Here is a 14,537-nt window from a genome sequence, read left to right on the forward strand (position 1 = left end):
GAGGTCAGATGTGCGCCTCGGGAGGGAAGCCTGTCCAGCGCAGCTCGGCGGGCAGGTGCCGCATGTCGTTGGAGATGAGGACGGAGGCCGCTCGGCCGGGCGCGTAACGGATGACCGTGAGCGCCGCGTTGGCGTGGTTGAGGCCGAGCCAGCGCCACTTCGGGGCATGCAGGGCGTCCCGGACGAGCCAGGCGACGAGGAAGTTGTGGGTGACGACCAGTTCGTGGCGGTCGTCCCCGCCGTCCACCGGTCCGGTGAACAGGTCGAGTGCCTGGCCGGCCAGTGCGGCACCCTGCTCGCGCTCGTCGTCGGTGGTGTCGGCGAGGAAGCGGAGGTAGAAGTCCGCTGATTCCGGCGGAAGTTCATCCCTCGGGGGCACGTAGGGCACGTAATCGTCCGCGACTTCCGAGGCGAGTAGGGGGACGTTCTTCAGCTGGTCGTGGATCAGGCGGGCCGTCTGTGCCGCCCGCGGCAGCGGACCGTGGTGAACGGCCGTGAAGGGAATGTCCTGGAGCCGTCGCCCGAGCAGTGTGGCCTGCTGCCGGCCGGCCTGCGTCAGCCCGCTCTCGTCCGGCAACGCCTCGCCGTGCCGGGCGAGGTAGAGGTAACGGGTGGCTGTGCCGGTCATCGCAGGCTCCTCTGTGAGCGATCTCCTCGGCATGTATATCTGGCGTGACCGTCCTGTGCGTGGGTGGATGCTCGGCGGTGGACCGTTCGCCGACGAGCTCGGAGTCCCCGACGGCGGACGCCCTCAAGGCCAAGCCCTCGGCGTCGCCTTCCCTGAGCGAGTCCCCCTCGGCATCTGCCACGCCTTCGCCGTCCCCCACGTCCACCCCGACGCGGCGGGCCCGGACTTCCTCGTCCCAGGTGGGTGGGTCCGGCGGATCTACCGGTTCCAGTGGTTCCGATACGACGGGCGGCGGGTCCGGCACCGTCCGCCAGAACCCGAACAGCGGCCCCACCCCTCCGCCCGCACCACCCCGACCGTCCCCACGCCGGAGTGGAGTTCAGGTGCCTGGCAGCCCGGCGATCCGGTGGAGACGACCGCTCCCGTGATGACGCCCGGACAGGGCTGACCTGCGAGGGGAACGTTTCGACGCTGCTCGAAAGGGTGAACGTACTCCGGGTTTTCGGATGGGCCGGTCGGTGATCGATCCACCTTGCGCACATGGTCACATCAGCGAGGGCATGCACCGGATCTTCCAGGAGCGGCCCGAGATTCTGGGGTCCGTGTTCGAGGTGCTGGGTGTCCCGTTGTCCGCGAAGGCGACCGTGGACGCCGTCACCACCGACGTGACGGAGACCCGGCCGCTGGAGCGGCGTGTGGACACCGTGTTGCGCATCGGCCCGTCCGACGGTGAGGACTTTCTGCTCGCCATCGAGTCGCAGTCGGGCAGGGTCGCGGGCAAGGAGGCGAGTTGGGCGTACTACGTGGCCTACCTCCAGGCGAAGTTCCGTTTGCCCGTGTTGCTGCTCGTGGTCTGTCAGGACGCGCCGACGGCCAAGTGGGCAGCCGGTCCCTTCGACTGCGGCACGCGCGGCTGGACGGCGCTGCGGGTGTATCCGCTGGTGGCAGGGCCTGACAACCTGCCGGTGATCACGGATGCCAGAACCGCGGCGAAGAACCTCGCTCTGGCCGTGCTCTCCGCCCTGGCACACGCCCGCAACCCCGACTGCGACGCCATACTGGAGGCGATCAGCAGCGCCCTTCAGGAACTCCGGGAGACCGATCCCGACACCGCCGAGTACTTCTTCGACTTCCTGGAAGTCACCCTGGGCAAGACCCCAGCCGGAGAGAAATGGAATCGGATCATGTCGTTCGTCAGCTACTTCCCCGGCCGGGGAACGGTTCGTGAGACGGCCTATCTGGAAGGCAAGACGGAGGGAAGGGCGGAAGGCGAGGCCAAGGGGATCCTCTCCGTGCTGGAGGTGCGCGGCATCCCCGTGACCGACACTGTGCGCGAGCGCATCACCAGCTGTACCGATCTCGACCGCATGGACACCTGGCTGGAGCGTTCCCGCACTGTCGAGCGGGCCGAGGACCTGTTCGACGAACAGGGAAATGCCGACCCGCCGGTTTCGTGACCGGCGCCGGGCGGATCGTAAAGTGCCCGGATGAGCATCATCGGTGTAGGTATCGACGTGGCGGAGATCGACCGGTTCGCGGCGTCGCTGGAGCGTACGCCGGGGATGGCCCGGCGGCTGTTCCTGGAGAGTGAGTTGATGCTGCCCAGCGGGGAGCGGCGGGGGGTCGCCTCGCTCGCCGCCCGGTTCGCCGCGAAGGAGGCCCTGGCCAAGGCGCTCGGGGCTCCGGCCGGGTTGTACTGGACCGATGCCGAGGTGTACGTCGAGGACAGCGGGCAGCCCAGGCTGCGGGTCACCGGGACCGTCGCCGCGCGGGCCGCCGCGCTCGGGGTGCGCTCGTGGCATGTGTCCCTCAGCCATGACGCCGGGATCGCGTCGGCCGTGGTGATCGCGGAGGGCTGACCACCGACGCCGGCGGCCCGGCTTTCGGGCGGCATGGACCTGGGAGCCGTACTGCTGAGGCCAACTGCCGCCGCAGCCGGAGGCGGCTTGTGCAGACCCAGTCGCTCTGCTCCTTGGAGGAGATCGTGTTGTCAGTCCCCTCTGTCATCATCCCGCCATGTTGTACGACGCCTTGGTGGCCGAATCCCGTAGGAACGACTCGCTCGACGACGTAAGGTCCGCCGCGCTCGACCGCGTCCGCTGGCTGGTCGACCTCCTGGAACGTCAGCGGTCCGAGTTCCGTCGGTTCATGGGGCACGCGTTCCGGCGATCCCGGGCGGCGGGCGCGGCGACCCAGGCCGAGATCGACGGGCGGCTCGCGGGCTGCGCGGACGAGGAGGGCAGGGCCGCGGTCCTGTGCCTCATGCTGGCCGCCCGCGTCGACGACAGGAACTCGTGGCAGTACGACGCCGAGATCGAGCCCCTGATCTCGCGCGTGCGCGGCTGGACGCCCGACGAGGTCGCGGTGATGTTGCTCCGCGCCACCGAGTACGCCGAGGGCTACCGGTTCGCCCATGCGCTGGGGCTGGTGCTGAACGCCGTCGACCAGCTCGACGCCGACGGCCGCCGTGCGGTCATGCCCTGGCTGCGGCACGCACACACGCAGCTCATGGACATCACCGTCGAGGCGCGCCTGCGCACGTCGCTCGTCCAGCGCCTCCGCGCGCTGCTCGCGAGCGTGGACGAGGCGCACATCCCCGAGGGACTCATCCCCGCCGACGCTCCCTGGGCCGCCCCGCTGAGGGACCGCGCGAAGACTTCGCCGACGCCGGAACTGGCTGGCTTCGTACGGCACTTGGTGAGCCTGTCGGGGCCGCGTCCCCCGCAGAGGTGGCGGGGGACGTGCCTCGAACTCGCGGACGCGGCGTCGGCCCGGGACCTCGTGGCCGATGTCCTGCGATCGCTGGCCGGGGACGAGGTGCTGTGCAGCACAGGAAGCGGTGCGCACACCGGCTGGATCCACGGCGATCACCACTACCACTACGTCGTCCACCAGAAGGACGGCGATCTGGCGCGCGGCGTCGTCTGGGCGGCCGCGCTGACCGGCGGCCCGGCCGCGGTGCGACACCTCGGCGCGCTCGCTCTGCGGACCGGTGGCCACGGAAACGGCGTGATCGAGGACCTCAAACTCGCGGGCGCGGCGGTCAACGCGCTGGCCGAGACCGGCGATCCGGCCTCTCTGGAGACCCTGTGGCGGTTGCGGTCCCGGATCAAGCACCGCGCTTTGCGCAAGCAGCTCGACACCGCGCTGGTGACGGCAGCCGGGAAGCAGGGCATCACGGCCGGGCAGCTCATCGAGCGCAGTGTGCCGGACCACGGCCTGGCGCCGGACGGTTCACTGGAACGCGAGTTGAGCGGATACCGGGTACGGGTGGCGATCGAGGACGCGGCGACCGTACGGCTCACCTTCACACGCCCCGACGGGGGAACCACCCGCACCGCTCCGGCGGCAGTGAAGGACGGCTTTCCGGAGGAGTTCCAGGAGTTGAAGGCCCTGGCCAAGGAGGTGCGGGGGACACTGTCGGCCGAGCGGGCCCGCGTCGAGGCGCTGATGTCGGCCGGGCGTGAGTGGCCGTACGACGAGTGGTGCCGCTACTACCGCGACCATCCGGTCACCGGAGTTCTCGTCCGCGGCCTGATCTGGGAGTTCCGCGATGTCGGGGATGCCGACGGCGAGTGGCGTGCGGTGGCGCCCATGGTCGAGCCGCCCGGCGAGCTCGAGCGCGTCCGGCTGTGGCATCCCATCCGGGCGTCGACGGACGAGGTCAGGGCCTGGCGGGAGCGGCTCGTCGCCGAGCGGCTGCGCCAGCCGTTCAAGCAGGCCTTCCGGGAGATCTACCTGCTCACCCCGGCGGAGGAGGAGACCGGCGTCTACTCCAACCGGTTCGCCGCCCACATCGTCCACTATCCGCAGCTGTACGCGCTGTTCAAGGAACGCGGCTGGCAGGCCAACTTCCTCGGTCGGCACGAGGGCGGCTACGACGGGACGGCGCGGGCCGAGTTCGGCGACGGCGAGTGGAGGGCCTGCTTCCACCACGAGCCCGCCGCGGACGACGACGGCGGCTACGCGCCCGAGCACGCCGCGACGGACCAGGTCCGCTTCGAGCGACGGGACGGCAGACGCCGGCGGGAGGTGCCGCTGGCGGAGGTGCCCCCGCTGGTGTTCAGCGAGGCGATGCGGGACGTCGATCTGTTCGTGGGCGTGACCTCGATCGCCGCCGATCCCGACTGGACCGACCGGGGCGAGGACCGCCACGCCGCGTACTGGCGCACGACCACGTTCGGTGCGCTCACGGCGAGCGCCGAGGTCCGCCGCGAGGCTCTGGAACGGATCCTGCCGCGCCTGAGGATCGCCGGCCGGTGCTCACTCGACGGCCGCTTCCTGGTGGTCCGCGGGGACCTGACGACGTACAGGATCCATCTGGGCTCGGCCAACATCCTGATGGAGCCCGACGACGCCTACCTGTGCATCGTCCCGTCACGCGGTAAGGGCACCGGCAAGGTGTTCCTGCCGTTCGAGGACGACCGGCTTTCCCTGATCCTCAGCAAGGCGTTCCTGCTCGCCGCCGACACCAAGATCACCGACGAGACCATCCTCCACCAGATCAAGAGGGGTGCCCGATGAGCCTCGCCGCCCGGCTGACGCGCGTACTGACCGACCCGGACACCGCACCCGAGGACCTTGTGTCCGCGCGGGTCAGAGCGCGTCGACGGCGCTCACCTTCCAGCCGTCGGACGTACGGGTCAGCGTCATCCGCACCCGGTTCAGGTCCACCCGGGAGCCTGAGACCTGGGTGCTCGTGGTCACCTGGTTGACGAAGAGGAGGATCACGGCCCGGTCCGCCGAGCACGAGACCACGGAGGCTGCCGGGGAGCCGCCGGTGGGCTGCGCCACCGTCGCTTTCACCACCCCGTGGTACTTCCTGGCTGTCGGCCCGACCACCGTCGTGGTGGTCTTCCGGTATGTGTCGCGGAAGTGCCCGGTGAGCCGGGCGCGGGCCGCGGCGAAGTCGCGGTCCAGATGCCGGTAGTCGTACGACAGCACGACGGGCGCCGCCTGCCGCGCGGCCGTGACTGCCTGGACCCGGGCCTGTTCGGCCCGCACGTCCTCCCGGTAGCGCCACCCGAGCACGCCGACCACGGCCAGGCCCGCCGCGAGCAGGACGCACAGGACCGCGTTGAGTCGCCGCCGCCACGGACCGCGCCGCGTCGCCGTACCAGGGCCGGACTCGTCCTCCGCCTGCGGCGGGTCTTCCCCGAAGGATTCCGGCGAGGGCTCAGGCGGGTCGTCCCAGCCGTCCTCCTCCGCGGCCTCGACGATTACGGTGCGTCCGGCGGCCGGTGCCTTGGGCCGCCCCGGCGCCTCCTCGTCGGCGGCCGCCGGGCCCGGCTCGCGGCGGCCGCGCTCCGCGCGCTTGGCCGCCGCGCGGGCAGCCGCGGTCATGGTGCGCCGGGTGCCGGCACCGGAGCCGCTGCCTCGGGTGGTCGTCTTCGCCACGGTCTTACTCCTCATGGTGGTACGGCGGGAGGGTGCGGTCAGCCGACGAACTCGACGTCGGAGGTCAGCCAGCGGCCACCCCGGTGCACCAGGTCGAGCTGCAGCCGATAGGTGCGGGCCTCGCCCTCGGGCGCGGCGGTGTTGGTCACCTTGCTGTCGGCGACCACCAGGACGCGGGCCGAGTGCTCGTCGGACCGGACGATGCCCGCTTCGAGGACCTGGCCCTCGGACACGGACTTGTTCTCGGCGACAAGCCTGGTCAACTGCCCGGTCTGCGCGGCGAACTGCTTCTTGAAGTCCCCGGTGGCGCCCTCGAGGACGTTCGCGCTGTCCCGGTCGTAGTGCCGGTAGTCGAGCGAGGTGAAGTTCAGCGCCGACTGGCGGCTCGCGGCCAGGATGTCCTGGCGCCGCTGATCCGCCTCGCGTTGGTCGTAGCGCTCAACGCTCAGCCAGATCGTCAGGGCGATGGTGAGGACGGTCGCCACGACGAGCCCCACCGACCACGCCTTGCCCGTCAGGGCCCTGCTCATGCCATCGGTCCAACGAGCAGCCATTGCCACGACTCCTTTCCGAACACGGCCTGTTGGCCGCCCGTCGAGCCGATCTCGACGGGCCTTCCGTCCGGGCCGGTGGCAGTGCCGGTCTCCGGGTCGTACGGCGTGACGTACGCCGTCTGGTTCGTACCGCCGGACGCGGCGGACGCGCCGGGGGCGTTCTGCGCGCCCCGCACCGACGTCTTGCTTCCGCGCGGGGCCGTGCAGCGCGCATCGGTGTTCGCCCCGCGCGTGCTGGTGTCCGCGGGGTCGCGCCGGGTCGTCCCGTATCCCTGGGTGCACGGCGGCGGGTCGTCGGCGTTCACCACCAGGCCGAAGTGGGTGGTGCCGTCGCCCGGAACGACCGTGTAGCTGCCCGCGACCACTGCCGGGAAGGTGACCAGGGCCTGCTCCACGCCGGGCAGCTGCGCCTGTGTGACCTGGCCGCCGCTGATCAGGTTGGCCAGCAGGACCGACAGCCGTGGTCCGGTGGACTTCAGCAGCGAGTTCACCTGTTGCGCGGCCGGCGTCGCGTTGCCGATCAGCTTGCGCAGGTCCCCGTCGCTCGACTTCAGCTGCGCGGAGAGCGCCGCCAGATCATGCGCGAACGACTTGATGGACGAGCCCTGGTCGGCCTGCGTCTTGAGGACCTTCCGCGAGTCCTCGATGAGTGAGATCGTCTGGGGCAGTGAGTCGGACGCGGACTCGACGAGCGCGTTGCCCGAGTCCACCAGCCGGCTCAGGTTCGGTCCGGTGCCCGAGAACGCCTTGCCCAACTCGTCGACGGTGACCCGCAGATCGTCCTTGCCGACCGAGTTCACCAGCCGGTCCAGGCTGAGGACCAGGTCCGTCGTGGGCAGCGGCACGCGGGTGCTGCCGCGTGGGATGGAGCTGCCGTCGAGCAGATACGGGCCGTGGGACGTACGCGGCTGCAGATCGACGTACTGCTCGCCCACCGCCGAACGGTTCGCCACCACGGCGAGCGTGTCCGCCGGGATGTGCGGTGCGCCGTCCTTGATGTCGAGGGCGACCGAGACCCCGTCGGAACCGGTCAGCCGCAGCGCGCCGACGCGGCCCACCGGCACCCCGCGGTAGGTGACCTCGGCGCCGGAATAGATGCCCCCGGAGTCGGCGAAGTCCGCCCGCACGGTGTAACCGTGGCCCAGGACGTCGTCCACCAGTCCGGTGTACTCGGCGCCGACGTACGACACCCCGACGGCGGTGACGACGGCGAAGGCGAGCAACTGGACTTTGACCGTACGTGTGATCACGGCTGAACCCCCTTCAGCATCAGCTCCGCGAGCGCGAGGTCGATCCCCTCGGGAAGCTCTCCTCGGGTGGTGTAGCTGCTGGTGCACACCGGCGGGCACAGCGGACCGCCGCCGCCCGACGGGGCCGACGGGACCGACGGGACCGAGGGGGGCGGCAAACTCGGGGTGCTGGGCAGCGCGGTGGGTGTCGGGACGGCCGGCAGGTCCGGAAGACCGGGTACGTCGGGGGCGCCGGGTTCCCCGGAGTTGCCGTTGCCGGACGTGCCGGACCCGCCCGCCAGGTTCCCGTAGAGGTCCGACAGATCGAGGTCGGCAGTGATGTGGAGGTTGACGTAGTCGCCCTTGACGGCGTCCACCGCGTTGCGCGGGAACGGGTAGGTGGTCAGCAGTTCGAGAGAGTTGGGCAGATCGTCGCCCGCCTTGTTCAACTGCCGCAGGATCGGCCGCAGTCGCCTGAGGTTCGCGACCGTGTCGTCGTGCGAGGCCGTGACCACCCTGGTGCCCGTCCTGCCCAGCTTCGCCAGGGCGGTGAGCATCTTCGTCAGATCGCGCCGCTGGTCGGCGAGGACCTTCAGGGCGGGCGGCATCGTGTCGACGGCCTCGGCGATCGTCTTCTTCTCCTTCCCGAGCCGCTCGGCGAGCGCGTCGACGGCCTTGAGGGCACGGACGATGTCCGCGCGTTGGTCGTCCAGGCCGCCGACGAACGTGTTCAGCTCCTCGAGCAGCGACCTGACCCGGTTCTCCCGGCCGTTCAGGGCCTTGTTCAGCTCCACGGTGATCGTCTTGAGCTGGGCCACTCCGCCGCCGTTGAGCAGTGCGGACAGCGCGGACAGCACCTCCTCGATCTCCGGGTTGCGGCCGCTGCGGGACAGCGGGATGCGGTCGCCGTCGCCGAGCCGGCCCACGGGAGCGGTGCCGGGCGGGGCGGAGAGCGCCACGTACTTCTCGCCGAGCACGCTGGTCTGGCGCAGCTCGGCGACCGCGTTGGCGGGCAGCTTCACCGAGTCGGCGACCCGCAGCCGTACGCGCGCGTGCCAGCCGTTCAGCCGCACCTTCTCGACCGCGCCCACGGTGACGTTGTTCACCTTCACCGCCGACTGCGGCACCAGGTCGAGTACGTCGCGGAACTCGACGGTGACGTGGTAGGCGTGGCCGTCCGCGGCGGCACCGCCGGGCAGCGGGACGTCGTACCAGCCGTTGAACTCGCAGCCGGTCAGCAGCAGCGAGCCGACGGCCGCCCAGGCGACCGCCCCGCCCTTGCGCAGTGCGCTCACGCGTGGTGCGCTCATGCGTCGTGCGCTCATGCGTCGGCCCCCAGAATTCCGCCGAGGGTGCGGTCGACCGTCCCGGTCACCGCGGACCCCTGAGGCACCTTCGGCAGGGAGTCGAAGAGCTCCTTGAGCTCCTCGCAGTCGGGGTTCTTGCCGCCTTCGTCGCCGGTCGTTCTCAGTACGGAGCACAGCAGCGAGGCCGGATCCTGCGCCTGCTGGGCGTTGTTGCGGGTGTCGAGGGTGCCCGCGGACGGGTTGTAGGCGTTGTTCAGGTTCGACAGACCCGTGGGCGCGACTCTCAACAGCTCCTCCAGCGCGGCCCGTTGGGTGACGAGCACCTTGGTCACCTTGCTGAGGCCCTTCACGTCCGAGGTCAGCGACTTCTTGTTCTCCTTCACGAAGTGGGACACGTCGCCGAGCGCCGCCGCCAGGTTCCGCAGCGCCGCCGCGAGGTCCTCGCGCTCACCCGCGAGCTGCCCGGCGATGTCGGCGAGGCTGGTGTTGAACGACCGCACGCTCGTGTCGTCGGCGGCCAGCGCGGCAGTGAACACCTGCAGGTTCCGGACCGTCCCGAAGAGGTCCGTGCGGCCGTCGGACAGCGTGGTGACCGCCTGCGAGAGGTCCTCGACCGTCTGGTTGAGGTTCTTGCCCTGGCCGTGGAGGTTGTCCGCGCTCACCCCGAGCAGCCGCGACAGCGAGCCGTTCTTGTTGGCGCCCTGGGGGCCGAGCGCCTCGGCCGTCGTGTGGAGACTGTCGAAGACGCGGTCCAGTTCGACCGGTACGGCCGTGCGCTGCTCGGGGATGACGGCGCCGTCGCGCATCGCCGGACCACCGCGGTAGACCGGCAGCAGCTGTACGTAACGGTCGCTGACCACCGAGGAGTTGATGATCGCGGCCTTGGCGTCGGCCGGGACCTTGCGGCCCGCGTCGTACTCCAGTTCCACGCGCACCCGGTCGCCCTGCGGCGTGATCCCCTTGACCTCGCCGATCCGGACGCCGAGGACGCGGACGTCCGAGCCCGGGTAGATGCCGACGGTGCGGGGGAAGTACGCGGTGACGCGCACGGACTCGGAGCGCGGCCACAGCACGTAGGTGAGCGCGGCGACCAGGGCGAGTGCGGTGAGCAGGGCCAGGCTCCTCTTCGGGTTCCTCACTGTGAGCCTCCTGTCCGCGGTTCCACCGGAGCGGCGACCAGGTTCTGGACATAGCTGTCGAACCAGCGGCCGTTGCCGAGGGCGTTGGTGAAGACCCGTACGTAGGGCGCGAGCAGCTCGACGCTCCGGTCCAGGCTGGACTCATTGCGTTCGAGCATCCGCACCACGCGGTCCAGGCCCTTGAGTGCGGGTCCGATCTCCTTGTCGTTGTCGTCGACGAGGCCGGAGAGCTCGATGCCGAGCGTTGCGGAGCTCTTCAGCAGCTTGTGGATCGCCTCGCGCCGCCTGCTGATCTCCTTGAACAGCTTGTCGCCGTCCTTGACCAGCGCGGAGAAGTCCTTGGAGTGGTCGGCCAGTACGCCCGTGACACCGTTCGCGTGGTCCAGGAGTTCGCCCAGCGCCTTGTCGCGCGAGGCCACGGTCCGGGAGATCTTCGACAGGCCCTCGATGGACGCCCTCACCTCGGCGGGCGAGTCCTGGAAGGTGGTGGAGATGGTGTCCAGGGCCTTCGCGAGCCGGTCGGTGTCGACGTCCTCCGTCGTCGTGGTGAGATCGCTGAACGCCTGTACGACGTCGTACGCCGGAACCGTCCGCTTCAGCGGTATCTCGCTGCCGGCCGTCAGCTGCCCCGGTCCCTTGGGGTGCAGCGCGAGGTACTTCGCGCCGAGGATGGTCTTGATCCGGATCGACGCGCCGGTCTCGGTGCCGAACTCCGGGTCGCCCTTGACCTTGAAGGTGATCTTGACGTGGTCACCGTCCAGATCGACGTCCTCGACCTTGCCCACCTTGACCCCGGCGATCCGCACCTCGTCGCCGGGCTTGAGGCCGCCCGCCTCCGAGAAGGCCGCGCTGTACGTCTCGCCGTCGCCGATCAGCGGCAGGCTGTCGGCGTTGAACGCGGCCACGGCCAGCAGGCCGAGGACCGTGAGGCCGACCGCTCCGATCACCACCGGGTTGTGCTCGCGGAACGGGGTCAGGCGCGGGCGGCGTATCCGTATGCGGGGCAGCCTGGGTGGGTCGATGCGGACTTTCACCAGGGGTTCCGGGCGGCGGGGGCGGGGTGCCCGGCGCGGCAGCAGCCGTATGTTCGGGAGCTTGGGCGGGTCGACGCGGACCTTGACCAACGGCTCCGGGCGGCGCTTGCGGGAGCGCTTCATCATGCGCCGCACCTCGCCCTCGCCACATGCAGGTCTGGAGTGAGCGTCTGCTTCGTCTTCGGCAGCACGATCCGGCCGTCGAAGTCGCAGAGGTAGAAGTTGAACCACGAGCCGTAGGACGCCGTCCCCGTCAGCGCGTTGAGCTTGTTCGGCAGCCGCTTCAGGACGCCCTCCACAGTCTTCTCGTTCTTGTTCAGCGTTCCGGTGAGATCGGTCAGCTCGGCGATGTCGTCCTTCAACGGTGGACGCGCGTCCGTGAGCAGCCCCGAGGTGGCGTCCGTCAGGTCGCCGATGCTCACCAGCGACTGCCCGATGGGCTTGCGGTCGGCGGACAGGCCCGAGATCAGCCGGCGCAACTGCTTGAGCAGCCCAGAGAAGCGGGAGCCGCGCTTGTCCAGCGTCCCCAGCACCGTGTTGAGGTTGTCGATGACGGAGCCGATGAGCTTGTCGCGGCCGGCCAGCGTCGTGGTGAGCGAGGCCGTGTGCGCGAGCAGGCTGTTGACGGTGCCTCCCTCGCCCTGCAATGTGCGGATGATCTCGGTGGCGAGCTGGTTGACGTCCTGCGGGCTGAGCGCGGCGAACAGCGGCTTGAAGCCGTTCAGCAGCGCGTTGAGGTCCAGTGCGGGCTGCGTGCGCGACAGCGGGATCGTGGCGCCGGGCTTCAGCCGGGTGCCGTCTCCCGCGCCCTCGGTCAGGGCGACATAGCGCTGTCCGACCAGGTTCCGGTAGCGGACGACCGCGCCGGTGCTGCTGAGCAGCGGACGGTCCGCGCTGACCGTGAAGGTGACCTGCGCCAGCGTCCGGTCCTTGATGCTGATGCCCTCGACCTCGCCGACGCGTACCCCGGCAACCCGGATGTCGTCGCCCTTCTCCAGGCCGGTGACATCGCTGAACACCGCACGGTACGTGTGCTCCGGGGTGAGGGAGATGTTGACGATGGTGGCGGCGAGCAGGGCCGTCGCCAGGATCGTCACCAGGGCGAAGAGGCTGAACTTGATCAGCGGTGCGGCGGCCTGTCGGGCTCCTGTGTTCCTCATGCGACGCTCACCGCCGTCCCGCGCGCCATCGGCCCGAACAGCAGGGTCGCCACCGGCGGCACCTGGTCGGCGGGCACGCCCATGACGGGTGCCACGAGTGAGCCGACGGCGCGTTGCTCGGCCCGGGTGGCGGACACCCCGGACGGGCCGGACGAACTCCCCTTCTTCGACCCGTCGTCGAGGTGGAACCCGGGTGCGGGCACCGGCGGACGGGGCAGGTCGCGGCAGTTGGGCCCGGACCGTTCGCCGTAGCGGGGATACTCACCGGGTTCGTACGCCCCCTGCTGGCGGACGACCTCGAGCGTGATGTGCATCTTGCCGCCGCGGAACGCCTGCTCGGAGGCCTGCTCCTCACGGACCAGGCCGGCGAGGAGACAGGGGTACTCGGGCGAGTAACGGGCGAAGAGGTCGAGCGTGGGGCGGGAGATCCGGCCCAGGGTGATCAGCCGGTCGCCGTTCGCGTCGAGGAAGTCGTCCGCGGTGCCCGCGGCGGTGGCCGTCGTGGTGAGCGCGGACGCGAGCCGGTCCCGCTGCTCGACGATGGTGCGGCTGGTGGTGACGGTGTTGCGCAGGATCTCCATCAGGTCGGGAGCCGCGTCGCCGTACACCTCGGCGACGTCGGCCAGGCGTGCGAAGTCCTCGGTGAGGGACGGCAGGTGGGGGTTGAGGCGGTGCAGGTAGTCCTCCACGCGCGTGAGGTTGTCGCCGATCCGGTCGCCGCGCCCTTCGAGGGCGGTGGCGAACGCGGAGAGCGTGGCGTCGAGCTTGCCGGGCTGCACGGTCCGCAGCAGCGGCAGCAGGTCGTTCATCAACTGCTGGAGCTCGATGCCGACACGGGTGCGGTCCTGGGTGATGACGTCCCCGGCACGGATGGGGCGAGCAGACGAGGGCGCGGAGTGCGCGGGCGCGACCAGATCGACGTACTTCTCGCCGAACAGCGTCTTGGGCAGCAGGCGTGCGTGCACGTCGGACGGGATGTGCGCGACGTACTCCGGCTTCAGCGCGATGTCGAGCGTCGCCTTCGTCCCGTCGGCGTGCACCGCGCGCACCTCGCCGACCAGCAGCCCGCGCAGCTTGACGTCGGCCCGCGGATCGAGCTGGTTGCCGAGGCTGTCGGCCTCCAGCTTGATCCGTACGGCCGAGGTGAACACCTGCTGGTACACGGCGACGGACAGGGACAGCAGCAGGCCGAGCACGGCGAGGAACACCAAGCCGTACAACCGCAGTCTCAGTACTCTCATACGGCTCACCCCGCAATCCGCACGGTCGTGTTGGCGCCCCAGATCGCGAGCGACAGGAAGAAGTCCAGGACGTTGATCGCGACGATCGAGGTGCGCACGGCGCGGCCCACGGCGACGCCGACGCCCGCCGGGCCGCCGCTCGCGTAGTAGCCGTAGAAGCAGTGCACCAGGATGATCAGGACGGCGAAGACGAGCACCTTGCCGAAGGACCACAGCACGTCGACCGGCGGCAGGTACTGCTGGAAGTAGTGGTCGTAGGTGCCCGCGGACTGCCCGTAGTAGCCGGTGGTGATGGTGCGGGCGGCGAAGTACGAGGACAGCAGCCCTACCACGTACAGCGGGATCACCGCGACGAAGCCGGCGATCATCCGGGTCGTCACCAGGAACGGCAGCGAGGGGACGCCCATGACTTCGAGCGCGTCGGTCTCCTCGCTGATCCGCATCGCACCGAGCTGCGCCGTGAACCCGGCGCCGACCGTGGCGGACAGCGCGAGCCCGGCCACCAGCGGGGCGATCTCCCGGGTGTTGAAGTACGCCGAGAGGAACGCCACGAAATTGGACGTGCCGAGCTGGTTGAGCGCGGCGTACCCCTGCAGTCCCACCTCCGTGCCGGTGAAGAACGAAAGGAAGGCGATGACGCCGACCGTGCCCCCCACGACGGCGAGCGCGCCACGGCCGAAGCTCACCTCGGCGAGCAGCCGCAGGATCTCCTTCTTGTAGCGGCGCACGGTGCGGCCCGTCCACGCCAACGAGCGTCCGTAGAAGGAGAGTTGGGTTCCCAGTTCTTCGAGTGAGCGCAGCGGGCGGGCGAGGAGTCCTTGAAGCCGCGTCAGTCGTGTCGGTCGCAT

14 protein-coding genes are annotated in these 14,537 nt (G+C 70.2%); 4 read left to right on the forward strand and 10 right to left on the reverse strand.

Annotated features, from left to right (window positions below):
• Positions 1 to 4 precede the first annotated feature (4 nt).
• The gene (locus ACIBJB_RS34860) at positions 5 to 628 is read right to left on the reverse strand and encodes a histidine phosphatase family protein (protein WP_398936634.1); all 624 of its coding nucleotides are present in this window, start codon (positions 626 to 628) and stop codon (positions 5 to 7) included.
• 31 nt (positions 629 to 659) lie between these two features.
• Here ACIBJB_RS34860 and ACIBJB_RS34865 point away from each other — a divergent pair, with 31 nt between their 5' ends.
• The 4 genes from ACIBJB_RS34865 to ACIBJB_RS34880 all read left to right on the forward strand — a co-directional run bounded on the left by ACIBJB_RS34865 (position 660) and on the right by ACIBJB_RS34880 (position 5,152).
• Complete coding sequence (locus tag ACIBJB_RS34865; RefSeq protein WP_398936636.1) at positions 660 to 1,076, forward strand: hypothetical protein; 417 nt, start codon at positions 660 to 662, stop codon at positions 1,074 to 1,076.
• A gap of 112 nt (positions 1,077 to 1,188) precedes the next feature.
• Positions 1,189 to 2,085, forward strand: a complete 897-nt coding sequence (locus ACIBJB_RS34870) for a hypothetical protein (protein ID WP_398936638.1) — start codon at positions 1,189 to 1,191, stop codon at positions 2,083 to 2,085.
• A gap of 30 nt (positions 2,086 to 2,115) precedes the next feature.
• Positions 2,116 to 2,487, forward strand: a complete 372-nt coding sequence (locus ACIBJB_RS34875) for a holo-ACP synthase (protein WP_398936640.1) — start codon at positions 2,116 to 2,118, stop codon at positions 2,485 to 2,487.
• A 157-nt stretch (positions 2,488 to 2,644) separates the two neighbouring features.
• Positions 2,645 to 5,152 carry a DUF4132 domain-containing protein gene (locus ACIBJB_RS34880; protein ID WP_398936642.1) on the forward strand — a complete coding sequence of 836 codons (2,508 nt, stop codon included), beginning with the start codon at positions 2,645 to 2,647 and terminating at the stop codon, positions 5,150 to 5,152.
• Between the two features lie 72 nt (positions 5,153 to 5,224).
• Here ACIBJB_RS34880 and ACIBJB_RS34885 read toward each other — a convergent pair whose 3' ends face one another.
• The 9 genes from ACIBJB_RS34885 to ACIBJB_RS34925 all read right to left on the reverse strand — a co-directional run bounded on the left by ACIBJB_RS34885 (position 5,225) and on the right by ACIBJB_RS34925 (position 14,537).
• Positions 5,225 to 6,025, reverse strand: a complete 801-nt coding sequence (locus ACIBJB_RS34885) for a hypothetical protein (protein ID WP_398936644.1) — start codon at positions 6,023 to 6,025, stop codon at positions 5,225 to 5,227.
• A 38-nt stretch (positions 6,026 to 6,063) separates the two neighbouring features.
• Positions 6,064 to 6,555, reverse strand: coding sequence for a hypothetical protein (locus ACIBJB_RS34890; RefSeq protein WP_398936646.1), 492 nt, complete (start codon positions 6,553 to 6,555; stop codon positions 6,064 to 6,066).
• Positions 6,552 to 7,829, reverse strand: coding sequence for an MCE family protein (locus tag ACIBJB_RS34895; RefSeq protein ID WP_398936648.1), 1,278 nt, complete (start codon positions 7,827 to 7,829; stop codon positions 6,552 to 6,554). The genes ACIBJB_RS34890 and ACIBJB_RS34895 overlap by 4 nt, the downstream gene beginning before the upstream one ends.
• On the reverse strand, positions 7,826 to 9,103 hold the full coding sequence (locus ACIBJB_RS34900) for an MCE family protein (protein ID WP_398936751.1): 1,278 nt from the start codon (positions 9,101 to 9,103) through the stop codon (positions 7,826 to 7,828). Before ACIBJB_RS34900 ends, ACIBJB_RS34895 begins: the two co-directional genes overlap by 4 nt.
• A gap of 26 nt (positions 9,104 to 9,129) precedes the next feature.
• Positions 9,130 to 10,254, reverse strand: coding sequence for an MCE family protein (locus ACIBJB_RS34905; RefSeq protein ID WP_398936650.1), 1,125 nt, complete (start codon positions 10,252 to 10,254; stop codon positions 9,130 to 9,132).
• Complete coding sequence (locus ACIBJB_RS34910; RefSeq protein WP_398936753.1) at positions 10,251 to 11,231, reverse strand: MCE family protein; 981 nt, start codon at positions 11,229 to 11,231, stop codon at positions 10,251 to 10,253. Before ACIBJB_RS34910 ends, ACIBJB_RS34905 begins: the two co-directional genes overlap by 4 nt.
• Before the next feature lie 179 nt (positions 11,232 to 11,410).
• Complete coding sequence (locus ACIBJB_RS34915) at positions 11,411 to 12,448, reverse strand: MCE family protein (RefSeq protein WP_398936652.1); 1,038 nt, start codon at positions 12,446 to 12,448, stop codon at positions 11,411 to 11,413.
• The gene (locus tag ACIBJB_RS34920; RefSeq protein WP_398936654.1) at positions 12,445 to 13,689 is read right to left on the reverse strand and encodes an MCE family protein; all 1,245 of its coding nucleotides are present in this window, start codon (positions 13,687 to 13,689) and stop codon (positions 12,445 to 12,447) included. Before ACIBJB_RS34920 ends, ACIBJB_RS34915 begins: the two co-directional genes overlap by 4 nt.
• Before the next feature lie 5 nt (positions 13,690 to 13,694).
• Positions 13,695 to 14,537, reverse strand: coding sequence for an MlaE family ABC transporter permease (locus ACIBJB_RS34925; RefSeq protein WP_398936656.1), 843 nt, complete (start codon positions 14,535 to 14,537; stop codon positions 13,695 to 13,697).

This window comes from Streptomyces sp. NPDC050759 (assembly GCF_044456945.1).
Classification (GTDB): Bacteria; Actinomycetota; Actinomycetes; order Streptomycetales; family Streptomycetaceae; genus Streptomyces.

Coding starts and splice junctions, on each gene's coding strand:
- ACIBJB_RS34890 (WP_398936646.1), bottom strand. CDS start 6,555: ATGAGCAGGGCCCTGACGGGCAAGGCGTGGTCGGTGGGGCTCGTCGTG.
- ACIBJB_RS34870 (WP_398936638.1), top strand. CDS start 1,189: ATGCACCGGATCTTCCAGGAGCGGCCCGAGATTCTGGGGTCCGTGTTC.
- ACIBJB_RS34920 (WP_398936654.1), bottom strand. CDS start 13,689: ATGAGAGTACTGAGACTGCGGTTGTACGGCTTGGTGTTCCTCGCCGTG.
- ACIBJB_RS34865 (WP_398936636.1), top strand. CDS start 660: ATGTATATCTGGCGTGACCGTCCTGTGCGTGGGTGGATGCTCGGCGGT.
- ACIBJB_RS34925 (WP_398936656.1), bottom strand. CDS start 14,537: ATGCGACCGACACGACTGACGCGGCTTCAAGGACTCCTCGCCCGCCCG.
- ACIBJB_RS34875 (WP_398936640.1), top strand. CDS start 2,116: ATGAGCATCATCGGTGTAGGTATCGACGTGGCGGAGATCGACCGGTTC.
- ACIBJB_RS34915 (WP_398936652.1), bottom strand. CDS start 12,448: ATGAGGAACACAGGAGCCCGACAGGCCGCCGCACCGCTGATCAAGTTC.
- ACIBJB_RS34880 (WP_398936642.1), top strand. CDS start 2,645: ATGTTGTACGACGCCTTGGTGGCCGAATCCCGTAGGAACGACTCGCTC.
- ACIBJB_RS34860 (WP_398936634.1), bottom strand. CDS start 628: ATGACCGGCACAGCCACCCGTTACCTCTACCTCGCCCGGCACGGCGAG.